This is a genomic window from Rhizobium sp. BK619, assembly GCF_014195245.1.
Classification (GTDB): Bacteria; Pseudomonadota; Alphaproteobacteria; order Rhizobiales; family Rhizobiaceae; genus Rhizobium; species Rhizobium acidisoli.
Genome location: NZ_JACIBH010000016.1, coordinates 76,289 through 99,411 on the forward strand (window position 1 = coordinate 76,289; position 23,123 = coordinate 99,411).

At 59.9% G+C, this 23,123-nt stretch carries 21 protein-coding genes; 14 read left to right on the forward strand and 7 right to left on the reverse strand.

Going from position 1 to position 23,123, the window contains the following annotated elements:
* Positions 1-28: 28 nt before the first annotated feature.
* From FHX14_RS27700 to FHX14_RS27715, 4 genes are all read right to left on the reverse strand, one after another.
* On the reverse strand, positions 29-235 hold the full coding sequence (locus FHX14_RS27700; RefSeq protein ID WP_003588655.1) for a DUF2160 family membrane protein: 207 nt from the start codon (positions 233-235) through the stop codon (positions 29-31).
* Positions 236-239: 4 nt separating this feature from the next.
* Positions 240-1,076, reverse strand: coding sequence for a carbohydrate ABC transporter permease (locus FHX14_RS27705; RefSeq protein ID WP_003588653.1), 837 nt, complete (start codon positions 1,074-1,076; stop codon positions 240-242).
* Positions 1,077-1,080: 4 nt separating this feature from the next.
* Positions 1,081-1,956, reverse strand: a complete 876-nt coding sequence (locus FHX14_RS27710; protein WP_003588651.1) for a sugar ABC transporter permease — start codon at positions 1,954-1,956, stop codon at positions 1,081-1,083.
* A 94-nt stretch (positions 1,957-2,050) separates the two neighbouring features.
* On the reverse strand, positions 2,051-3,484 hold the full coding sequence (locus tag FHX14_RS27715) for an extracellular solute-binding protein (RefSeq protein ID WP_003588649.1): 1,434 nt from the start codon (positions 3,482-3,484) through the stop codon (positions 2,051-2,053).
* A 294-nt stretch (positions 3,485-3,778) separates the two neighbouring features.
* Here FHX14_RS27715 and FHX14_RS27720 point away from each other — a divergent pair, with 294 nt between their 5' ends.
* The 11 genes from FHX14_RS27720 (at position 3,779) to FHX14_RS27770 (ending at position 14,983) form a co-directional block, all read left to right on the forward strand.
* The gene (locus tag FHX14_RS27720; RefSeq protein WP_003588648.1) at positions 3,779-4,663 is read left to right on the forward strand and encodes a sugar phosphate isomerase/epimerase; all 885 of its coding nucleotides are present in this window, start codon (positions 3,779-3,781) and stop codon (positions 4,661-4,663) included.
* Between the two features lie 61 nt (positions 4,664-4,724).
* Positions 4,725-5,939, forward strand: coding sequence for an ROK family transcriptional regulator (locus tag FHX14_RS27725; protein ID WP_184380110.1), 1,215 nt, complete (start codon positions 4,725-4,727; stop codon positions 5,937-5,939).
* Between the two features lie 31 nt (positions 5,940-5,970).
* Positions 5,971-6,948 (forward strand): sugar kinase, encoded by a 978-nt coding sequence (locus tag FHX14_RS27730; protein ID WP_184380112.1) that lies wholly within the window; start codon positions 5,971-5,973, stop codon positions 6,946-6,948.
* A complete protein-coding gene (locus FHX14_RS27735) occupies positions 6,948-8,243 on the forward strand; it encodes a D-tagatose-bisphosphate aldolase, class II, non-catalytic subunit (protein WP_184380171.1) in 1,296 nt (431 codons plus the stop codon). The genes FHX14_RS27730 and FHX14_RS27735 overlap by 1 nt, the downstream gene beginning before the upstream one ends.
* A gap of 12 nt (positions 8,244-8,255) precedes the next feature.
* Positions 8,256-8,981 carry an SDR family oxidoreductase gene (locus FHX14_RS27740; protein ID WP_003588640.1) on the forward strand — a complete coding sequence of 242 codons (726 nt, stop codon included), beginning with the start codon at positions 8,256-8,258 and terminating at the stop codon, positions 8,979-8,981.
* An 11-nt stretch (positions 8,982-8,992) separates the two neighbouring features.
* Positions 8,993-9,766 carry an SDR family oxidoreductase gene (locus FHX14_RS27745; protein ID WP_184380114.1) on the forward strand — a complete coding sequence of 258 codons (774 nt, stop codon included), beginning with the start codon at positions 8,993-8,995 and terminating at the stop codon, positions 9,764-9,766.
* Positions 9,767-9,923: 157 nt separating this feature from the next.
* A complete protein-coding gene (locus FHX14_RS27750) occupies positions 9,924-10,748 on the forward strand; it encodes an aldolase (protein WP_003588637.1) in 825 nt (274 codons plus the stop codon).
* 20 nt (positions 10,749-10,768) lie between these two features.
* On the forward strand, positions 10,769-11,923 hold the full coding sequence (locus FHX14_RS27755; RefSeq protein ID WP_003588636.1) for a Gfo/Idh/MocA family oxidoreductase: 1,155 nt from the start codon (positions 10,769-10,771) through the stop codon (positions 11,921-11,923).
* 79 nt (positions 11,924-12,002) lie between these two features.
* Positions 12,003-13,055: a carbohydrate kinase family protein gene (locus FHX14_RS27760; RefSeq protein ID WP_003588634.1), complete on the forward strand. Its 1,053-nt coding sequence runs from the start codon at positions 12,003-12,005 to the stop codon at positions 13,053-13,055.
* 69 nt (positions 13,056-13,124) lie between these two features.
* Positions 13,125-13,916 carry an L-iditol 2-dehydrogenase gene (locus FHX14_RS27765; RefSeq protein WP_003588632.1) on the forward strand — a complete coding sequence of 264 codons (792 nt, stop codon included), beginning with the start codon at positions 13,125-13,127 and terminating at the stop codon, positions 13,914-13,916.
* Between the two features lie 56 nt (positions 13,917-13,972).
* Entirely contained in the window at positions 13,973-14,983 is a 1,011-nt protein-coding gene (locus FHX14_RS27770; RefSeq protein ID WP_003588630.1) for a zinc-dependent alcohol dehydrogenase family protein, read from the forward strand.
* Here FHX14_RS27770 and FHX14_RS27775 read toward each other — a convergent pair.
* Entirely contained in the window at positions 14,980-16,008 is a 1,029-nt protein-coding gene (locus FHX14_RS27775) for a LacI family DNA-binding transcriptional regulator (protein ID WP_003588628.1), read from the reverse strand. The genes FHX14_RS27770 and FHX14_RS27775 overlap by 4 nt on opposite strands.
* A 148-nt stretch (positions 16,009-16,156) precedes the next feature.
* Between FHX14_RS27775 and FHX14_RS27780 the strand changes: the two genes are divergently transcribed.
* The gene (locus FHX14_RS27780; protein WP_003588626.1) at positions 16,157-16,807 is read left to right on the forward strand and encodes an alpha/beta fold hydrolase; all 651 of its coding nucleotides are present in this window, start codon (positions 16,157-16,159) and stop codon (positions 16,805-16,807) included.
* A 51-nt stretch (positions 16,808-16,858) separates the two neighbouring features.
* Here FHX14_RS27780 and FHX14_RS27785 read toward each other — a convergent pair whose 3' ends face one another.
* Positions 16,859-18,703: an acyltransferase family protein gene (locus FHX14_RS27785; RefSeq protein ID WP_184380116.1), complete on the reverse strand. Its 1,845-nt coding sequence runs from the start codon at positions 18,701-18,703 to the stop codon at positions 16,859-16,861.
* Positions 18,704-19,289: 586 nt separating this feature from the next.
* On the opposite strand from FHX14_RS27785, the gene FHX14_RS27790 reads away from it, so the two are divergent.
* Positions 19,290-20,435, forward strand: coding sequence for a right-handed parallel beta-helix repeat-containing protein (locus FHX14_RS27790; RefSeq protein ID WP_003588623.1), 1,146 nt, complete (start codon positions 19,290-19,292; stop codon positions 20,433-20,435).
* A gap of 100 nt (positions 20,436-20,535) precedes the next feature.
* Here the strand turns inward: FHX14_RS27790 and FHX14_RS27795 are convergent, their stop codons facing one another.
* The gene (locus FHX14_RS27795; protein ID WP_037073316.1) at positions 20,536-21,870 is read right to left on the reverse strand and encodes an O-antigen ligase family protein; all 1,335 of its coding nucleotides are present in this window, start codon (positions 21,868-21,870) and stop codon (positions 20,536-20,538) included.
* A gap of 447 nt (positions 21,871-22,317) precedes the next feature.
* Here FHX14_RS27795 and FHX14_RS27800 point away from each other — a divergent pair, with 447 nt between their 5' ends.
* Positions 22,318-23,121, forward strand: coding sequence for a Ku protein (locus FHX14_RS27800; protein WP_003588620.1), 804 nt, complete (start codon positions 22,318-22,320; stop codon positions 23,119-23,121).
* Positions 23,122-23,123 lie beyond the last annotated feature (2 nt).

The window sequence follows — 23,123 nt, forward strand, 5'->3', positions numbered from 1 at the left end:
GGCTGGTGTGTTGACGGAAGTCATCGGCTCATCCCTTCCAGACGATATAGGCGCCGAGCACCGCCGAGATTGCCGCGGCGACCCATACCGAGGGCCCGAACGGCTCGATGAACCGCATCCAGAACAGCGAGAGCGCGACCCAGATCACCACCGAGATGAAGAGCCGGTCGAACCAGTTCGTCTCGATCGGCAGAAATCCCGGCTTGCGTTGGTTGTTTTCTGATTGAGAGCTCATGGCTTCACCCTTTCACCGCACCGAAGGTCAGGCCGGCCACGATGTGGCGTTGCACCACCGAAAAGACGATGAGCGCCGGAACCAGTGTCAGCATCGAGATTGCGGCCATGATGCCCCAGGCCGTGCCCGTGGTCGTCACATATTCGGACAGGCCGGTGGTCAGAGTTCGCGCATTGAAGTTGGTGAGGGTCGCTGCGAGCAGGTACTCGTTCCACGCAAACACCCAGGTCAGGATCAGCGTTACCGCGAGCCCGGGCCGCGCCAGGGGAAAGACGATGTCGTAGAGGACGGTCCATGGGCTGGCGCCGTCCATATAGGCTGCCTCGTCCAACTCCTTCGGAATTCCTTCGACGGTCGGGCGCAGCGTCCAGATGGCGAAGGGAAGGTTGAAGGAGCAGTAAACCAGTATCATGCCCAGCCGGGAATCGGCGAGCGAGAAGTCGCCGATCTTGTAAACCTGCGTCAGCAGCAGGAAAAGCGGCAGCAGGAAGACCGCCGGAGGCGCCATGCGGTTGGTGATCGTCCAGAAGAAGATGCTTTCCTTCCCCGCGAGGTCGAAGCGGGTCAGCGCGTAGCAGGCAAAGAAGCCGAGCGTCGTGACCAGCAGCGCGTTGCCCGACGAGATGATCATCGAGTTGAGCATGTATCCGCGCAGGGTCGGATTGGTCAGCACATCCTGGTAGTTCTTCCAGAAGAAGCTGCGGAGCACGACATCGGGCGTCGAGAACAGGTCGAAGGGCTGTTTCACCGATATGACGAACAGCCAGTAGATCGGGAAAAGCGTCGCGAGGCTGATCAAGATCCACAGCACGACGGGCAGCCAGGGGGTCTGGGTCTTCATCGCGTCAACCTCTCTTCACGCGGGGCGCAATCAGGCCGACATACAGCAGCCAGCAGACGACGATGGTGAGGTAAAGGACGATGACGGAGATGGCCGAACCATAGCCGTAATTGGTCTTCGGGAAGACCTCCTTGAAGATGTGGACGCCGATATAGCGTGTCGACGAACCCGGGCCGCCGCCGGTCAGCATCAGCACTTCGTCGACGGTGCGCAGCGCATCCATCAGCCTGATGAACACCGTGGCGAGCAGGGCCGGGCGGATCAGCGGGAGCGTGATGTGCCAGAAGATCTGGCTCTTGCCCGCGCCGTCGATCTGCGCCTGCTCGAACGGATCGGGCGGCAGCGAGACCAGTGCGGCGATCAGCGAAAGGGTGACGAGCGGCGTCCAGTGCCAGATGTCCATGATCACCGTGACGGTGAAGGCCGCGACGGCACTCTGGCCGATGTTCAGATCGTAGCCGAACCAACTCCTGAGAAGATAGGGGATGATGCCGATCGACGGTGTGGTCATCAGCTTCCAGACGGAGCCGACGATGATCGGCGCCATGATCAGCGGCAGGGTGTGGATCGTGCGAAACACCGCTTTTCCAGGAAAATCCTTCAGCAGCGCCTGGGCGAGGACATAGCCGAGGACCAGTTCCGAGACGACTGCGAAGAAGACGAATGTGAGGGTTATGCCGAGCGATGCCAGGAATTGGGCGTCGAAGACGAGCCGCCGATAGTTGTCGGCCCAGTTGAAGACCATGCCCGGATTGGCCGCGAACGGGTTCCATGCATGGAACGAGACCCAGAGGACGTAGATGAACGGAAAGATTCCGAACAGTCCAAGGATCACGATGGTCGGTGACAGTAACAGCCACCCGAGCTTCTGCGAATGCATCGCCTATCCCCCATTGAACGTTATGTGACGTCCGCCCATCCTGGAGCGAAAGATGACGGGTCGTAGGACACGACCCGTCAATTGGGGAGGATGTTTATTTGCGATAGCCGAGCGATGTCAGTTCCTCTTCGGCCTTGGCCGCCATCTGGTCGAGGCCTTCATCGGGAGCGATTTTGCCGGTCAGGATGTCGTAGAAGATCGGAGCGGTCGCTTCCCGCACCTGCGCATGGAAGGGGTAGGGAGGAGCGCCGGCGAAGAGTTTGCCCTCATCCTTCAGCATCGTGTAGAAGCCGCCGAGCTTGGTATCCATCTCCTTTACCTTCGGATCGTCGAAGGTCGCCTTGTTGGTGATGCGCGGCGCGGCGATGGCCCAGTCGGGCTGCACTTCGTTCTGACCGATGAATTCGAGGAACAGCAGCGACGCTTCCTTGTTCTTCGACGTAATCGGCACGCCGAAGGCGCCGCCGTCGTAGTAACCGATATAGCCCTTTCCGGCTTTCGCATCGTCCAGCACGCCCGGCTCGAGCGGCGGCAGAGCGAACCCGACCTTTCCGACGACCTTCGATTGCGCTTCATCGCTTGCAATCCACGCGGCATTTTCACCGTAGATCAACCCCTGGGCGACACGGCCGGCGGCAAATGTCGTTGCCGTTTCCGTCCAGGTCGACTGGGTCGATTCCGGTGGAGCGATGTCGCGCAGGTGCAGCCAATATTTCAACGCGGCCTTCGCCTTGTCGCCATTCATCGTGCCGCCGTGTTCGACGGTGGCCGCATAATTGTTCTTGGCGTCGATGCCCCAATTATAGACCCCGAACGTCGGCACGATAGACTCGAAGAATTCATACCAGGAGGCCGGATGGCCCGTATGGGCCTGAGCGGTCGTGCCCCAGAGCTCCATGCCGTTGTCCTTGCCGTACTTCGTGAAGAATTCGGCGATCTGAGTGTATTCCTCGTGGGTGGTCGCCGGCTTCAGGTCCTTGCCGGTTTCCTTCTTGAAGGCCTCCTTGATCTTCGGATCGTCGAAGAGGTCCTTGCGATAGAGATATGTCTTCAGGAACGCTTCCATCGGCGTGCCGAAGAGGTCGCCGTTGGCATCCTTGAAGTAGTCGGCGAAGCTGGTGAAATTCGCATCGTCGTAGGTCGGGGCCTTCAGATCCGGCTGATCCTTCAGCGTCTTGGTGATGTCGACGAGGAAATTCCTGGCCAGATAGGAGTAGATGATGTCCTGCTCGATGTAGACCATGTCATAGATGCCGGTCTTGGCTTCCATGTCCTTGATCGCCTTGTCGTACATCTGATCCCAGGAGGTCGTCTCGATTTCGACCTTGATACCGGTCTTCTTTTCGAATTCCGGAGCGAGCACGTTCTTGATGTAGTTCGATGGCGGGGTACTTTCGGTGACGCCGTGCAGTGTCACACCCTTGTATTTAGCGCCGGCGTCGGACCAGAAGTCAGCCCAGGCCGGCGAAGCGGTCGTCGCGAGGCCGAGCGTCAGCGCAAGCGCGCTAGCCTTCAAAGCATAGTGCATTTCCAATCCTCCCAGAGTGCAGCGAGAATATTCGCCGGTGCTTGTGTAGGCCAAAAAAACGGACAGTGCAATATTTGTTGTCTAAACATGCAAATAGATGGCCTATGTTATTGATTTTCGCAGGAACAAATTTTCCGCAGTGCCATGAAGCAATGGCGTTAGGCATAAAATGCTGCAATGCAAGGTATTTTTGCGAAGCAACAAAATAGGAGTGTCCAAATTTATTTGTTGTCTTGCCAAACTAAATGGCATAGCACTGAGCGCAATCACCGGCATTTCGTGGAGGAAAAACCTATGCGTCGATTGGGTATCCATTCATTTGTATGGACAGGCGGCCAAACGCAGGAAGGCCTGGAAATGGCCCTCAACAAGACCGCCGAACACGGATATCGCACCATCGAATTTGCCTATCTGCGCCCCGAGAAATTCAATCTCGACCGGCTGGCAAAGCTCGCCCAGTCCCTCGATGTGGAGATCGGCGTGACCATGGGCCTGCCGCTCGACAAGGACGTGTCGAGCGAGGACGCTGCTGCGGTGTCCGCCGGCAGGCAGACGCTGGCCGACGCCGTTCGTGCGGTTCGCGATATCGGCGGCAACAAGCTCGGCGGGATTCTCTATTCCGCCCACACCAAGTACAATCGTCAGCCGACGAAGAAGGGCTGGGACAACAGCGTCGCCGCGATCGCTGCAACCGGCGAGGTCGCCAGGCAGGCGAACGTCGACCTGGTGCTGGAGGTGGTCAACCGGTTCGAGACGAACCTGCTGAATACCACGGCGCAGGGCCTCAAGTTCATCTCCGAGACCGGATCGCAGCATGTTCGTCTCCATCTCGACACGTTCCACATGAATATCGAGGAAGCCAATCCGGCCGCTGCGATCCGTCTTGCCGGCGACAAGATCGGTTATTTCCACATCGGCGAAAGCAATCGCGGCTATCTCGGTGACGGCGTCATCGACTTCGATCGGATCTTCGACGCCCTGCTCGACATCGGCTACGAAAGAGACATCGTGTTCGAGAGCTTCTCGACGACGGTCGTGGACGAAGGCCTGTCGCTCGCCTGTGCGATCTGGCGCGATACCTGGGAGGATAATGATTTGCTTGCGGCGCACGCCAAGCGCTACATCGAGCTGAAATATGACGAGGCCAAGCGTCGCCGCGCCACAAACGCGCGGCCCTGATTATCCTTCTGACAGCCTGTTCCAGTCGTGTAAGGGTGGGCGGCTTGAAGGGAATAGACACATGAACGACACCGTCTCCATCGGAAGTTCGCCGCGCAGGATCCGGCAGAACAATATCGTCGCCGCCTTGCAGACGATCTATGTCCACCAAAGCCTCAGCCGGGCCGATCTCGCCCGCAAGCTCGGCATGAACCGCTCCTCCTCGGGAGAGATCGTCGCCGAACTGACCGAGGGCGGATTCGTTCAGGAGTCGGAGGAGAGCGGCAAGCAGCGCCTGGAGCATTCCCGTGCCGGCCGTCCCGGCATCATGCTCGAACTGGTTCCGGATGCTGCCTTCTTCGTCGGGATCGAGATCGGCGTCGAACATATATCGGCTGTCGTTGTCGATCTCTCCGCCGAAGTGCGCGCATGTCGGAAAGTCGCCTTCGACACACCGTCTTCGACGGTGGAGGAGGCCGTGGCGCAGGGTATCGAACTGATTGTCGGCGCGATGGCGAAGCGAATGATCGACAGGTGCAAAGGCTTGGGCCTATCGACGCCGTCCCACGTGCGCCCAGATGGATTTGTCACGCTGGCGCCGATCATCGGCTGGCGGGACGTACCGTTGAAGGACATTGCCCGGTCAGCCTTCCCGGCCGCCGTGCCGATCGCGGTTGAAAACGATGCCAATGCGTTTGCGATCGGCGACAGCTATCGTCACGGCGTCGCAGGGGTGACCCTGTTCCTGCTGATGGAAACGGGCGTCGGCGGCGGCATCATGATCGATGGCAAGCTGTTTCGCGGCGGCCATGGTCTGGCGGGGGAAATCGGCCACACGCTGGTGCCGGGAAGCGGCGGCCAGAAGCTCGAACAACTGATCGGTCGCGAGGTGCTGATCGGCCAGTATCGCGAGGCTGTCGGACGCGAGGACGCCGATCTGCAGGATTTCCTTGGTGGCGTTCGCGATCGCGTCCCGGCCGCGGTCAACATCGCCGAAACCTGGTCGCGCCATCTTGCATATGCATTGCTGCAGGCCTGTCGTCTGCTCGACCCAGACAGGATCGTGCTGGGCGGCTCCGTCGCACCCCTCTATCCGATGGTGGCTGCCCGCGTGGCGGTCCACATGTCGGAAGGCCAGAACATCGCTTTTCCCACGCCGGAGATCGTCGTGGACGATGATGCGGAGTTCGATTCCGCCTTCGGGGCGGCATGCATGCTGCACCGGCGCTTCCTGTCGCTGGAGAATGAGGAGTTCGGCAGCGAGGACGGTGCGCCGGTCCAATCGGCGCTGAGTTAAGAGACCACAGGGATCGAAAGCAGGACTGCATATGGTTTCAATACTGGCTCCGGACGCACTTGGTCCCACGGTTTGCGTAGGGGAGATCCTCGTGGAGATCGTCGCAACGACGGTTGGAAACGGCTTCCTCGAAGCCCAGCCGCTCGTCGGTCCGTTTGCGAGCGGTGCGCCGGCGATCTTCATCTCGCAATGCGGTCGCCTCGGCGGTCAGGCGGCAATGGTCGGCGCCGTCGGCGATGACGATTTCGGCCGGGTCAATACCGATCGCCTCAAACGCGACGGCGTCGATATCTCGGCCATTTCGATCGATCCGGATTACCCGACGGGAAGCGCTTTCGTTCGCTACCGGACGGATGGCTCCAGAGATTTCGTCTACAACATCGCCACCTCCGCAGCCGCCCGCTTCGGCTGGTCCCGAGGGGTCGCCGATCTCATCGATCGGACCGGGCACCTGCACGTGATGGGCTCGGCGCTGTCGGTTCCGAGTGCCCGTGCGGTGATCGACAAGGCGGTCGACATCGTCAAGGGACACGGCGGAACGCTGTCGGTCGATCCGAACCTTCGCAAGGAGTTGAAGCTCGATGAGGACACCGAGCGCCGGTTTGCCAAGCTTGTCGCCGCCGCCGATCTGCTTCTGCCCTCCGGAGAGGAGCTTGAGCGCGCCGCAGGTGTCGAAGGCGAGGCGGAAGCGATCCGCCGCCTGTTCGAGATGGGCGTCAAGGAGATCGTGCTGAAGCGCGGCGCCGGCGGCGCAACCTACTTCGCCGGCGGCGGAGACCGCATCGACGCTCCCGCTTTCGTCGTTCAGGAAGTCGATCCTACGGGCGCCGGCGACTGCTTCGGTGGTGCCTATCTCACTTGCCGGCGGCTCGGAATGTCTCCGCAACAGGCTCTGACCTATGCCTCGGCCGCCGGCGCCCGCAACGTCACGGTGCTGGGTCCGATGGAAGGTGCGGGCACCCGCCGGGAACTCGATGCATTTATCGCGTCAACGGAAAGGCGGCCGTGATGGAGGTGCATCTGAACGAACTGGCGAGGCTCAGGATCGAAGGCCAGCCGAAGGGCGTCACCTCCGTATGCTCCGCCCATCCGATCGTGCTGCGCGCCGCCCTCCGGCACGGGCGGCAACAGAAAAGCACCGTGCTGATCGAAGCGACCTGCAACCAGGTCAATCACCTCGGCGGCTATACCGGGATGACGCCGAGCGATTTCGCCTCTCTCGTCATGAAGATCGCTGCGGAGGAGGGGTGCCCCGAAAAATTGATCGTTCTCGGCGGCGACCACCTCGGCCCCAATCCCTGGCGCGACCGGCCGGCGGAAGAGGCCATGGCCGAGGCGGAGACGATGGTTGCCGCCTATGTCGAGGCCGGGTTCCGCAAGATTCACCTCGATGCTTCGATGGGCTGCAAGGGCGAGCCGTCGGCGCTCGACGACGAAACCACCGCCCGTCGCGCTGCCCGGCTCGCCGCGGTCGCCGAGGCTTCGGCCAGGAAGACCGGCGGCGCGATGCCGGTTTACGTCATCGGCACCGAAGTGCCGCCGCCGGGCGGGGCCGACCATGCCCTGACGACGATCGAGCCGACGGCTGCTGCGGCGGCGTTGAAGACGATCGAAGTCCACCGCCGGATCTTTGCAGCGGCCGGCCTCGGGCAGGCGTTCGGGCGGGCGATCGGGCTGGTCGTTCAGCCGGGTGTCGAGTTCGGCAATCACAACGTCATCTTCTATGACAGCAGCAAGATAGCGGCGCTGCAATCGGTGCTGACCGGGGAGCCGCAATTCGTGTTCGAGGCTCACTCGACGGATTATCAGGGCACCGGGCCGCTAAGCGCGCTGGTAAAGGACGGTTTTCCCATTCTGAAGGTCGGTCCCGAGCTGACCTTCGTCCTGCGCGAGGCGCTCTACGCGCTGGATGCGATCGCGTCCGACCTCCTGGCCGATTACGGCCAGCGCCCGCTCTATGCGGCGCTGGAAGCGCTGATGCTCGCTCAGCCCGACAATTGGCGCCGTCACTATCACGGGACGGAGGCCGAGATGCGTTGGCTGCGGCATTATTCGCTGTCTGACCGCATCCGCTATTATTGGGCGTCGGGTGAAGCGCAAGAGGCCGTCCGGCGCCTCTGCGATGCCCTTCGCGGGCAGTCGGTACCGCTGCCATTGTTTTGGCAGCATATGCCGGCCGCCCAGCATTTCGCAGACGTGCCGCTCGATCCGGATGAGGTTCTGATCTGGAGAGTGACGAAGAGCCTGGCGGACTATCACGCCGCCTGCAGCGTCGGGAAGAATGAGCAATCAAAATCAGGATAGGAGGAGACATCGATGACGGAATTGAATGGGAAGATCGCGGCGGTCACGGGTGCGGCATCCGGCATAGGATTGGCCTCGACGGAAGCAATGCTCGCCGCGGGCGCGACGGTCGTGCTGGTGGACCGGGATGAGAAGGCCCTTGAGGCGGTTTGCAGCCGGCTTGGCGAGCGCGCGATCCCGCTCGTGATCAACCTGCTCAATCCGAACGAATGCGCGGGACTGCTTGAGGGCGTCCTGGCGAAGACGGGCAAGCTCGACATCCTGCATGCCAATGCAGGCACCTATATCGGCGGCGACCTTGTGGAAACCGACCTCGATACGATCGATCGGATGCTCAATCTCAATGTGAATGTCGTCATCAAGAACGTTCACAATGTCATTCCGCACATGATCGAACGCGGCACCGGCGACATTGTCGTCACAAGCTCGGTCGCTGGACATTCGGCTATCCCGTGGGAGCCGGTGTATTCCTCGTCGAAATGGGCGATGACCTGCTTCGTCCAGACGATGCGGCGCCAGCTTCTGAAAAACGGCATTCGCGTGGGGTCGGTGTCGCCAGGACCGGTGATCAGCGCTCTGCTTGCGGATTGGCCGGAGGAAAACCTTCGCAAGGCCAAGGAGGCCGGCGCGTTGATCGAGCCCAAGGAAGTCGCCGACGCGATCATCTTCATGCTGACCCGGCCGCGCAACGTCACTATCCGCGATATCGTCGTCCTTCCAAGCGCATTCGACATCTGAAGGAGCCTGATATGAGCTACCAGAAGAAATTTCGCCTCGACGGCGAACGTGCTGTGGTCACCGGCGGAGGGCGCGCGATCGGGCTCTGCTGCACCGAGGCGCTGGCGGAGGCGGGTGCGGCTGTCGTCGTCATCGAACGCAGCGAGGCCGACGCCCGGCAAGCGCTTGCACTGCGCGACAAGGGCTACGACATCGAAGTCCGGGTGGGCGACGTTACCGACGCCGGCCGGATGGACGCAATCGCCAATGAGCTTGCCGACGGAGGCCGGCCGGCGACGATCCTGGTGAACAATGCCGGGATTGGCCAGAGCGGCATCCCGGCAGAAGATCTCACCGACGCGGACTGGCTGCGCATGATGGACGTCAATCTCAACGGCGTCTTCTGGTGCTCGCGCGCCTTCGGCCGACACATGGTCTCGATGAAGCGGGGCGCCATCGTGAACCTCGGCTCGATGTCGGGGCACATCTGCAACCGGCCGCAGCCTCAGACGGCCTACAATGTCTCCAAGGCGGCAGTCCATCACCTCACGCGGTCGCTGGCCGCCGAATGGGCGCAGCATGGTATCCGGGTAAACGCCGTCGCGCCCACGTATATCGAGACACCGATGGTGGTGGCCGTCGAAGCCAATCGCGAGCGCATTCCGCTCTGGCTGGCCGACACACCGATGGGCCGGATGGGAACGCCGGAGGAGGTCGCAAGCGCGGTCCTCTTTCTGGCAACGGGCGCAGCCAGCCTGATGACCGGAGCAATCGTCAACGTCGATGCCGGATTCACCTGCTGGTAGCCATTTCGGGACGAGGCGCGAGCGGCGCCTCGTCCGCATAACAAGACTGCCTGCTGCGCAAAGTCAGCGATATGGAAACGTTACCACATCGTCTTGACTCGCATTCCCAGCGCATTTATTCGAATGTGGAAACGTTGCCATATCGGGGAGAAGCTTAATGAAATCCGCACGGTTGAACCGACTTTTCGGCGTGTCCGGAAATTGTTTTGACGTCGCTATCGATCACGGCATGTTCAATGAACGGACCTTCCTCGCCGGCATCGAGAACATGAAGACCGCCATCGAGGTGATCGCTGAGGCCGGCCCGGATGCCATTCAGCTGCCGCCGGGCACCGCACCCCTTCTGCAGGCCATTCCCGGAAAACATCGCCCGGCACTGGTGCTGCGCACCGACATCGCCAACATCTACGGCAATCCGCTGCCGTCGCAATTGTTTTCCGAAATGATCGACAGGGCGGTGGAACAGGGCGTTGCGCTGGATGCCGCCTGTGTCGTCGTCAATCTTCTGATGCTGCCGGACCAGCCGGAAGTCTACCGCGCCTGCGTGCGCAACGTGAACAGCCTGAAGCGCCAATGCGAGATCTACGGCATGCCGCTGATGGTCGAGCCGCTCGTGATGCAGGACAATTCCAAGGGCGCCTATATGGTCGATGGCGCTATCGACAAGATCCTGCCGCTCGTGCGTCAGGCCGCCGAACTCGGCGCCGATATCATCAAGGCAGACCCGTGCGACAATGTGGAGGAATATCACCGCGTGGTCGAAATCGCCCAGGGCCTGCCGGTGCTGGTGCGCGGCGGCGGCCGCGTTTCGGACCAGGAAATCCTGATCCGCACCAAGCAGTTGATGGAGCAGGGCGCCCGTGGCATCGTCTATGGCCGCAACGTCATTCAGCATCACAATCCCGGCGGCATGACGAAGGCCTTGATGGCGATCGTCCATGACAAGGCTTCCGTTGAGCAAGCTTCGCTGCATATTGGCTGACGCGTCTGGGAGGACATGTCATGACGAAAATATTCCGCTTCGGCGTCATCGGCTGCGGTCTGATGGGGCGCGAATTCGCCAGCGCCGCAGCGCGCTGGCTGCATCTGGCCGATGTGAAGGCGCGGCCGGAAATCGTTGCCGTCTGCGATACCAATGCGACGCTGCTCGACTGGTTCAGGGATCATGTGCCGACGGTTCGCCAGTTCACCGCCGACTATAAGGAGCTTCTCGCCAATCCCGAAGTCGATGCGGTCTATTGCGCTGTGCCGCATGTGCTGCACCAGCAATTCTATATCGACGTGCTGAAGGCCGGAAAGCATCTTCTCGGCGAAAAGCCATTCGGTATGGATGCCGCCCAGAACCGGGCGATCACGGCGGTTCTCGCCGAGCACCCCGAACTCATGGTCCGCTGCTCGTCGGAAATGCCGTTCTTCCCCGGTGCCCAGAAGGTTATCGCGCTGGCAAAAAGCGGCGAAATGGGCGAGATCCTCGAAGTCGAGGCGGGCTTCCTGCACTCGTCGGATATCGACCGGCAAAAGCCTATCAACTGGAAGCGCATGGCCGACATTAACGGCGACTATGGCTGCATGGGTGATCTCGGCATGCATGTGCTGCACGTGCCGCTGCGTCTTGGCTGGCGCCCAATGACCCTGCATGCGCAATTGGTCAAAAAGGTCACCGAACGTCCTGACGGCAAGGGCGGCATGCTGCCCTGCACCACCTGGGACAATGCGACGATCAGCAGCCGCGTGCGCACCGGGGATCAGGATTTCCCGATGGTGCTGAAAACCTGGCGCATCGCGCCCGGCGAATCCAACACCTGGTACATCAGAGTCCTGGGCATGAAGAAAAGCGCATTCTTCAGCACCAAGTCGCCGCGTCAGTGGCAGTGGATGGATTACAACGGCGGCGCGCAGGCTTGGAGCACCGAGGATCTCGGCTACACCTCGCTGTTTCCCGCCATCACCGGCAAGATCTTCGAATTCGGTTTTGCCGACGCCATCCAGCAGATGTGGGCGGCTTTCGTCGATGAATTGGCCGGAGGCGATGCGAACGGGTTCGGCTGCGCGACGCCGGCGGAGGCAGAGGCGCATCATGCGGTGCTGATGGCGGCCCTCAAATCCGGTCGCGAGGATGTCGTGGTCCCGGTCGACTATGATGGGGCGTCCGTCTGATGGAGCTGATCGGCCGCTTTGCTGCAATCGAGGAAGACGAGCCGCCGTTCCGCCCCTTGCGGAACGAAGGAGGCCGCTGATGCGAACCGGGGAGGAGGTTCACCAGCACGACGCTCTGAAACAGGGCGGCATCGTTTGCGCCGGAAATTTCATTGTCGACCGTGTCCACACCCTGTCCTATTGGCCCGAACAGGGCAATCTCGCCCTTATCCTGCACCAGGATCTGGGCGTCGGGGGCGGGGCTGCCAATGTCGTCACCGATCTCGCCTCGCTCGGATTTCCCGGAAGGCTGGCGTCGGCGGGATGCATCGGCGCCGATCAGGACGGAGAGATCGTCAAGGCCCGGCTTGCCGCGGCGGGCGTCGATATCGGTGGTCTGACCGCGCTCGCCGACCGGATGACGGCGCATACGCATGTCATGAATGTGCCGGGCCAGAACCGCACCTTCTTCTATCATGGCGGCGCCAGCGATGCCGTCACGGACAAGCTCATCTCACCCGCGACCTTCGCCGAGGCCGGATATCGGCTGTTCTATCTCGGCTATCTCATGCTGTTGCCGGGCCTCGACCGAATAGGGCCCGACGGTTCGTCGGGAGCCTCGCGCCTGCTCGAAGCCGCGCGCCGCGCCGGGCTGACGACCTGCGTGGATTTCGTTTCCAGCGAAGACCCGGAATTTGCGGCCAAAGTCGGCGTCGCTCTGCCCTTCTGCGACTTCCTGATCATCAACGAGATGGAGGCGGGCCGGGCAACCGGCGTTACCGTTCGCGATGCGAAGGGTGATCTGATCGAGGCGGAGCTTTTCAAGGCCGGCGAGCGGCTGCTGGCCGCAGGCGTCGCCAAGGGGGCGATCATCCACGCGCCGGAGATCTGCTTCTGGTTTGCATCAGGCGCTGCCCCGATCATGACGCGTTCGCGCGCTGTCGATCCCAATGACATCGTCAGCACTGTCGGCGCCGGCGACGCCTTCTGTGCCGCCGTGCTCTACGGCCTGCATGAGAACTGGCCTGTCGAGCAGATCTGCACTGTGGCCCATGCCGCGGCTGCATATTGCCTGACGGGCGCGACGGCCACCGACGGCATCCCCGACATGTCGATCCTCCTCCGGGAGGAGAAGGAGACGAACCCCGCCTAGCCGATGCCATTCAGTCGAAAGGGAGGAGCACATGAAGCTATTCACGATGGCAGCCAGGGAGGCAGCGCGATGACAGATACGGAAACGGGGTGGCGGCTCTCCGGCAAGGTGGCATTGGTCACGGGAGGAGCAAGCGGCATCGGCAAAGCGGTATGCGAGCGCTTCGCCGCCGAAGGCGCCAAGGTTGTCGTCGCTGACCTCGACGCTGGCAAATGCGTGGCCGTGGCGGAAGCGATCGGCGCTAATGCCTGGGGTGTCGCGCTCGATGTGACTCGCCAGGACAGCATCGAAGACGCTGTGCGCTTTTCCATCGCCGTCGCCGGCAAGATCGACATCCTGGTCAACGCCGCCGGCATTTACGAGGTTGAGTCCATTCTGGAAATATCCCGGGAGCGGACCGCGAAGGTGTTTCAGGTCAATATCGAAGGCCTGATCTTCATGACACAGGCCGTTGCCCGGCATATGGTGGAGAGAGGGGAAGGTGGACGCATCATCAATTTCTCCTCCCAGGCCGGGCGTCGGGGCGAAGGACCGGCTGTGGCTTACTGTGCTTCCAAGGCGGCGGTCATCAGCATCACGCAAAGCTGCGCCCTCGAGCTGATCCGCTACGGGATCAACGTCAACGCCATCGCTCCCGGCGTCGTCGATACGCCGATGTGGGACGTCGTCGATGCAAAACTCGGCAGCCGGGAAGGGTTGCAACCCGGCGAGGTGAAGTCGCGCGTGGCCGCCGCCGTCCCGGCCGGGCGATTTGGCGCCGCTGAGGAACAAGCCGCCATGGCGGCCTTCCTGGCCGGGCCCGATGCAGCATACATCGTGGCGCAGTGCTACAATGTCGATGGCGGCAATGTCATGAGCTGAGCGCTTCGCTTCATCGGCAGGAATAGGCAATCGAGCTTGAGGTCTGGAGGAGTGGAATGAGAGCTGTACGCTTGGAGTCGATCGGGTCTTTGACCATGCGCAGCGTTGAGAAACCGGTTGCCGGGCGGGGCGAGCTGCTTGTCCGGGTCGCCGCCGCCGGCATCTGCGGTTCCGATCGCCACATGTACAAGGGCGAATATCCGACAGCGATCCCCGTCACGCTGGGCCACGAATTCTGCGGCATCGTCGAAGAGATCGGCGATGGCGTCACCCGCTTTGCCGGCGGCGAGTTGGTGACGGTCGACCCGAATATCGCCTGCGGCACCTGTCCGGCTTGCACACGGGCGCGGCCGAACCTATGCGAGAGACTGACCGCCATCGGCGTGACGCGGGATGGTGGCTTTGCCGAATATGTGGCGGTGCCGCATGCGCAGGCCTTCATCCTGCCGGTCGGCCTCGATCCCGTTCACGGCGCCTTCTCCGAACCGCTGGCCTGTTGCATCCACGCCATCGACAAGGCAGGAATCCGCCCTGGCGACAACGTCGCCATCCTCGGCGGGGGCGTGATCGGCCTGCTGATGGTGCAGCTGGCTCGTCTGGCGGGGGCAGGCGAGATCATTTTGATCACGCGGCAGCAATCGAGACGTCAGGCCGCTCTGCGCCTGGGGGTGACGCACGCCTTCGACCCGAATTCTTCGGACACGGTCGCGTCCGTTCGAGAGGTCACCAAGGGCGGCGCCGATGTGGTCATCGAGTGCGCCGGCGTCAGTGACACGCTTCAAAGCGGTCTGAAGATGGCGCGGCGCGGTGGCGCCTTCGTGCTTTTCGGGGTCACGCCTGCGGGTGTCGAGGTGCCGGTTCTGCCTTTCGATCTGCTGATCAACGAAGTCGATATCAGGCCTGCCTACCTCAACCCCTTCACCCATTCGCGCGCTGCGGCAATGGTCGCAAGCGGAGCATTGGAACTGGACGCATTGGTCACCAGAACCATCGGTCTCGAAGAGGTCGCCGACGTGGTGGGCAACGCGCCATTGCCAGGCGAGATCAAGGTCATCGTCCGGCCTTAGAGCATGGTGCTGCGGACGGGGCCGGTGGAATCGCGCGTAATCAGCGTGACCGGCACTTTGACGACCGCAGCCGGTCGAGGTCCGGCTCCTGTTTGTTGGTCGTCGATCAGCGCTTCCAGCAGCCGCGCTGCCTGCTGCCCGACATTGCGGATCGGCTGTGCGACCGTTGTCAGCCGTGGGAAGACGTAGGCTGCCTCCGGCAGGTCGTCGAAGCCCACGACCGAATAATCGTTCGGAACGGAAAATCCGCGATCCTGGACGGCATGGATTGCCGCTATCGCCGAAACGTCGGTGGTGCCGATGGTCGCGGTGATTTCAGGCCGAGACGCCAGCAATTCGCGCGCCAGCCGGTAGGTCTCGGCAAAGCTGTGCTCCTCCGCCATCGCCACGACGGCAGGCGTGATGCCGTCTTTCGCCATTTCCGCTGTGATGCCCTGGAGCCGGAGCTGGATCGGCTGGCTGTGTGCCGGCGCCCCGACGATGGCGATCGCCCGGTGGCCGAGGCCGATCAGATGGCGGGCCATCAGCCGTCCGCCTTCTTCGTGATCGGCCATCACAGCGTCGTCGGCGATGCCGCCCAGCTCGCGGTCGATGGCGATGATCGGAATACCGGCATCCCGCAGCACCCCGAAATGCTCGATGCTGCCGAAGGCGCTTGCGACGATGACGCCATCGACGCGCTGGGAAAGCAGCATGGAAATATAGCGCGCCTCGTGATCCATATTTTCCGCCGTGCTGCAGATCAGCGTCTGATAGCCGTGCTGAAACAGTTCCTGCTCGATGGCATGGGCAAGGATACCGAAGAACGGCACGTCAATCGACGGCAGCATCAGCCCGATCATCCGGCTTGGTGCACCGCGCAGCATACGGGCACCCTTGCTGGGTGTGTAGTTCAGTGTCCGGATCGCCGCCTCGACGCGGTGCCGGAGCTCAGGCGAGGCGTAGCCGCTGTTGTTGAGCACACGCGAGACCGAAGAGACCGACGTTCCTGCGAGCTTGGCGATATGTCTGATGCTGGTCGTCACAGGCCGGCATTTCTCTCTTTTGCAGCACCGAGCGTCTTCACGTGCATAAAGGACGCCATAGCAGTTTGAATGCTGCACAACTTATCCCTAAATCGATTCCGGTCTAAGCAATTCCTACGCCACAACCAAGCCATTTCATGGACACCTGATGAGCGACACGGTCATCCTTTTTCACGGCATTGCCCGGACGAAGAAAAGTATGGAGAAGCTCGCGGCCTTCCTGTCCGGCAAGGGATATCGGGTTGTGAATGTCGGTTACCCCTCCACCAGGTTTTCGATCGGCGACCTCGTCGATATCGTTCGGCCGCAGATCGACGCGGCTGCGAAGGAGGCAGGCGACGGCCATGTGCATTTCATCGGTTATTCGATGGGTGGGCTGCTCATCCGTGCTTTTCTCAGGAACCATCGCCCGTCGAACCTGGGAAGAGTGGTCATGGTCGGAACGCCGAACAATGGCAGTGAGATTGCCGATTTCCTCAAGACCTGGCCGCTCTACAGGAAATTCTATGGACCGGCAGGGCAGCAATTGATTACCGATCAAACCGCAATGACCACGCTGTTCGGCACTGTCGATTACGAACTTGGCATCATCGCTGGGAACCGGACCATCGACCCGGTCTCTTCCCTGATCATCGGCCTCAGGGTTCCGAATGATGGAAAGGTGTCGGTGGAGAGCACCCGCCTCGACGGCGCCGCGGCGCATATCGTCATTCCCGCCAACCACACTTTCTTGCCGGTCAACAAGATCATGTGGAGGCAAGCCCTGGCGTTTCTGCAGGATGGACGGTTCGTAAGCTGAACACCGACAGCTGCTCATCGACAGTTTCAAAACGCGCAGCGTGGGCGGACCTCACCGTTGAACGGTGAGGTCCTGCTTAACCTTTGAAATCAACAGGCGGGAGCCGTCAGCGGTGAAGTGCCCGTAGTCGAATTGCACCGGGTCCCCGCTTTTTGTCCACACGATACAGTCGGGGTTGCACATGGTCTTATAGGTGGAGATGTACATTGCTCCGCTTCCGGCCAATGCGTCGTGAATCTCCACACCGATGCGCTGCCGAGGCGCCAAATGGTCGGCGGCATGAAATGGCTGCTTCTCATAGAGACTGTGAGCGAGCAGCCGCGGCAAGGAAGATTTATATTCTGCCACTGGTCCGAAGACGACGATCTTTTTGGCAAAGGGTGACAGGTAGTCCACCGTCTTTCTGATGAGTTTGACGTCATCTTCCGTCCAGCGTCCAGCCAACACGAGAACATCGACCTTGTGGCTCGGCAAAAACTCTTTGAAGACGTAGTTCATGAGGTCCAGGCAGCGCTCTTCGCCTTCGGCTTCAAGAGTAGGACGGCATCCTGATGCGTTGGCTTGAAGGACGTTGGTCCCCGGCAGCGTCTTCAAGCCGGGATATAGGTGCGCAGCGTGACTATCACCGACGAGCGCGATGTTTTGCTGATTGTTTGAGAGAGCCAGGCAGGCATCGCGATCGTATTTTTCGATACCGTCGTTTGACGTGAGGAAGCATTTTCCACTGCGGAAGGCTTTCGAGGGGTCGTAATCGGCAAATTCCGCCACTCGCTCAACGAGCTTGTTGTCGTCTTTCATTTGATCGGCGGCGAGCTGCCCGACGAATGCCAGCATTGCTACTGAGGCAATGGAGGCAGCCCCGGCGGCTACGGACACCAGAGGCCGGTATCGCATCGTTCGGAAGGGCGTTTCGATAAATCGCCACGAGAAATATGCGACGACAAAACTCAAAGCGACGGGCACCAATTGCCAGCCATGCTCCCACGCCCCGTACTGGTTCGAAAACACCCAGATCGGCCAATGCCACAAATAAAGGGAATACGAGATCAAACCTATCGAGGTGGCGACCCGCAATGATAGAAGCCTGCTGACCAGCGTGCCTGGACCCGCCCAGATGATCAGAGCCGTGCCTGCCGTCGCGGGCAAGGCCATCAACCCGGGAAACTCAGAGGTTTTCGACAATAGCAGTGCGCTGAGGCCGATCGCCAAGGCGCCGATTGCCGAAAGCGCATTGTTGATCCGCATATCGGCAAATTTCGTCAATGCCGGTGCTGCGATGAGGGAGCCTACCAGCAGCTCCCACGCGCGATATTGCACAAGATAGAAAGCTGCAGAGCGGTTGATCGGAACAGCGATGATGGAAGCAATGATGCTGACTGCGAAAAGTCCCGCTATGGCTATCCCGGTCACCTTGCGCCCATACCGGCTCGCTGCCATGACGATCAGCGGAAAAATGACGTAGAACTGCTCTTCGACCGACAACGACCATGTGTGCAGGACCGGATTGAATTCCGCGGAATCATCGAAATATCCAGTCGTCAAATAGAAGTAGGCATTGGACGCAAAGAGCGCGGAGGACGTCACGGACTTGAAGACCCGCAGGCTTTCGTCAGGCAGCATCGTAAAATACGAAACCGCCATCACGGCAGCGTACATGGCTATGACGGCAGGAAGAATTCGTTTGGCTCGACGGCTATAGAAGTTGCCGATCGAAAATCGGCCATCGTTCGCTTCGGCGAGGATTATTTTTGTAATCAGGAAGCCCGATATCACGAAAAAAATGTCCACCCCGATAAATCCGCCGGGGAGAATGCGATCAAATCCGCAGTGATAAAGAATCACAAAAATGACGGCTACGGCTCGCAGGCCGTCGATATCTTGACGATGCGTAATCATTGTCGGCCTCGGTGTTTGGCCTCCCGGGATTTCGTAACGTGAGACCGTTCAATATGCAACCAGAGTCATGGTAAAATGAAACAACTCGCCCTATAGGCGCTTTCGGCCCAGAGATAGAGGCCCAGCGAGCGAGCGCAAGGTCATCTAGGTTTCGAGATAGTGTTTATTTTTACCACTGGTCCGATGGCGCCGACGAGGAGAAGAGTAACGTCCATCAGCGCAACAGTGATTGACTAAACAGCTGCTTTTCAACGGTCCCCAACTCAGGCCACAGAAGAAGACTGACGGGCGATTAAAATGGGCTGCTGAAACGCAGCGGCGGCGTTGCCAGAACGCCATGCAGGAAAAATCGGGCGAACATGTGACGAGCCCGGTGCCGACCGATCCTGGGCCCGAGATGCGATGCGGCTTCAACGCGCTGCAAGGGCGTCTGGTCGAACACGACGATCGGGGCGGACTGTTTCTATTGGTCTATTTGCATAGATTTCTCAGCGGCCGTTCAGGTTAAGATAATTTTCAGATATTCAAACATCCGCCACACCGCCGCTCACTATTGAGAGCGACAAGCATATCGAAGGAAGATCTGATGCCCGCCATCTTGCGAAAGAAAATTCATGGAGCATCCACACGGGGGCAGGTCATCGACGGTGCTGAGGATATCGGCGTCGCTTATCAGGTCTTTTCCGACACTGTGGTCGAAGACGTGGTGGTCAAGAATTCTCCGCGCGGCTTCAAATTTCACAACGGCAAGAATCTTGTCGTAAGGCGCTGCGAAACAGAAAATGTGAATGGCGACGGCATCTACCTTACGATGACGTCGAATGTTTTGCTGGAAAACAACCGCGTCGGCGCAGCGCCCGGCCAGGGAGCGGATTGTTGCCAATTCGCCTACGAAAACAAAGATAGCTATATAAGTTCCAATGTGGTGGTCCGGGGCAACCTTTTTCTACAAAGGCCGTCCAGCACCTCGAACAAGGGGGCGCTGGTTTGCGGCAGGACCCGGAACTACCTCGTTGAATATAATTTCATCGGCGGGAAGAATTTTTCTTTTTCATCGATCGGCGACGATGCGGTCGTGCGCAGTAACATCATGCGCGACGGCAGGATGAACGATTATTCCTTCGGTTATGGAGTTGGCGATCAAGTCAGCCATGGCGGCCACCATGTTTATGACAACAGGATCGAGAACAGCAATCGCGGCGTGAGTTTGAGCGGTTATTCCGATCAGAATCTGGCATTCCGCAAAGATATGAATATCCACGATAACGTCATCAGCGAATGTGACATCGCTTTTTTCGCCAATCGACCATGGTCCGGAAGCTTTCGGCGCAACATATTCCTGCGCTGCAAGCAGGGCATTCTGCTGAAGGGAAACGGGGAGGCGACTGCGGGGGACGTTGACGGCAACTATGTCAATGACGGCAGCTTTCTGAACGTCACTCCGCCGCCGCTTCGCGTCAAGCCCGACGGAAAGGCTTCCGTTTCTTCAGGTGAATGGACATCCGAGCCCGACGAAATCCGCATCCAGTGGCGTAACAAGGGGATCGATATACCGGGCGCCAACCGGCCATCGATAACGGTCGAAGCCGGCATGGAATTGTCATGCGTCTTGCTGGCCCGCAAGGAGCAGAATTGGATGTTGGCGATCGCTGAGACTGCTTATGATGATTTCACGCCGCGCGCGTGGCAGGAAAACATGCTGCCCTGGCAGAAGCGATATTTCTCGATTTGAACGGCTGCTCGCATGCCCATCCGGCGGCCGACGATATTGACCGATGCGACAAGAACGACGGAATGAGCGCTCTACCGCCAGCCGTCGAACACACCTTCCCTCAAGGCTGGCGTTGATTCCGGTTTGTTCGCAACCTGGGACGCAGTTCCGAGAGTGCGATGACCATATGTGGCCAGCAAATGAAAGGTGCCAGCATCATGCCTGCCTCGGTCATGGCTCCAAGCATGATGAGGATGATGATAACAATCTCCTTTCGCCTGGCGCCGGATTCTGCCGGATCGGGGTCGACGATTGTCATCTTCCGGAACACGCGGGTCAGCGCAAACAACGTCCATGCGGTAACGCCTGGAATGCCGATATTGAGCGCTAGCTCAAGATAGGTGTTATGGGTCGATCGTGCATCGAAGGTAACCTTGACGTACTCTTCCATGACATCGGGCTGACGAAACATCGCAAACCCATAACCTGTTAGGGGCCTATCCCAGATCAATGGCAATAGCTGTTCCCAGATATTGGTGCGACCGGAGAAAGTAATATCTTTGCCGAATGCTTCTGCAACCGCTGAAGCCACGCCGAGGTAAACGAAGCTGGCGCCGAACCCGATGATCACGAACAACAGGAAAACGACGAAGGAACGAAAAAGACGGTTCGGGTAAATGTGAATAACGCGAATGCCATACAGCATCATGCTGCCGAACATCGTCAAGACGACAGCCGTCGAGGACTTCGTTGCCACAATCAAGGCGAGGAGACAAAGCATTGCAGCCCAGCGTACCAGGGTACTGTAACGAAGCCGGCCGAGTTTCTCCGTCGAGAGCAGGCAGACAAAACTGATCGAGGAAAACTGCCCCAACGTGTTCTTATGATAAAATGCGCCTTTGACCATGCCCGCATAGCTGCCGCGCATGATGGCGAATTGTGGGAAAGCTGCCGTGTAGAGAACGTTGATGAATGCGGCGGCAATCGCAAAACGCCCGAGGACTCGGAAGGCTTCGACATTGCCGTAGCGCGCGCGGTACAGAAGAGGCGGGATGGCGAGAACGATGACCGCAGCCAATCCTTTTAAGGATGCGGTCTTGTCGATAGAGAAGACGATCGATGTCAGGCACGAAATGCCGACAACCACGATGAACGGCGAAAACCTTGAAAAGACCCGTAGGAACTGTTTCTGTTCCAACAGAAAATATAATCCTGACAAAGGGATAAGGCCGTAGAGCAATATTTTCATCGGCAGCGGGTCGACCGCGGCGCCGTCGTCGAAGTTTGCGGGCAGGCCGTACCACATGCCTGTTGCCCGCCATAGAGACGCGTAAAATGCTATCGTAAGGACCAGCTTTGCCAGCACATCGCGCCGGACGCGCCACCGAGGCACAGACTGCCGGTGGTAGCCCGCCGGATAGTGGTGTCTTGCCAAAGCTGCATTTTCTATCGTCATCAAAGGCTCATATAAATCAATCTGCAGAACCCCGGCTGTTCGCCACGATCAAGGCGATGCCGGTATTCGATTGAACGGAGGCGGGAACTGATCTGCGCATCCTCGGCTTCCGCTCGCGAAGAACGAATTCGTTTTTGGCGGTTTCGATAACGTCGTCCTAGTTTCCCAAACTGCCCGTTTCGGTGGGCGATTTGGCCAGGGCAATTTGACCAGTGGCCCCAAGCTTCTTGAGGCGGCACGTCTCACTTCGCCATGCGGCGCGACTTTAAGCGAACTCATTCCGCGAATCCAGCCGATATAATCATGTCATCATGTCGCGCCGTTAACCGTCCGATCGACTCTGGACTATTGGCACTACCCAGGCGATTTTACGGCGAACCCAATTTTCGGAACCAAACATCGGCTCCGCCGTTGAATGCGATGTCCAACCGTGTCCGGGAGACAGGCATGGCACGTCAGACATTCTGGAAGGGCTACCTCAAGCTTTCGCTGGTGACCGCCGCCGTCTCGCTGACGCCGGCGACGACCGAAAGCAATAAGGTGCGCTTCCACGTTCTCAATCGCCAGACCAGGAATCGCGTCGAAAGCCGTTATGTCGACAGCGTCACCCACAAGCCGGTCGCCGACCGGGATCAGGTGAAAGGGTATCCGCGCGGCGAGGACGACTATGTGCTGCTCGAAGACGAGGAGATCGAGGAGGTCGGGCTCGAAAGCACCCGCACCATCGATATCGACAGCTTCGTGCCGCGCGGCTCGATCGACTGGATCTGGTACGACAAGCCGCATTTTCTGGCGCCCGAGGATAAGGTCGGGGTGGAAGCCTTCTGCGTCATCCGTGAGGCGATGAAGGCAAACGACGTGGTCGGCATCGCCCGCCTGGTGCTTTATCGTCGCGAGCGCGCCGTGCTCCTGGAACCGCAGGGCAAGGGCATCATTCTCTGGACCCTGCGTTATGGCGACGAGGTGCGTGAACCTGTGGCCGAACTCGACAGCAAGGCCGAGATCGACAGCAAGCTTTTGACATTGATGAAACAGCTGGTGAAGGAAGAGACCAAGGATTGGAGCCCGGCCATGGTGCAGGATCCGATCCAGAAGCGCCTGAAGTCGATGATCCGCGGCAAGCAGAAGAGCCTGAAGAAGGCCGCGCCCGCGAAAAAGCCCGCACCGGTGAAATCGACCGGCAACGTCATCAACATCATGGATGCGCTGAAGAAGAGCCTTGCGACGGATGACGGGCGCAAACCGCATTAGCG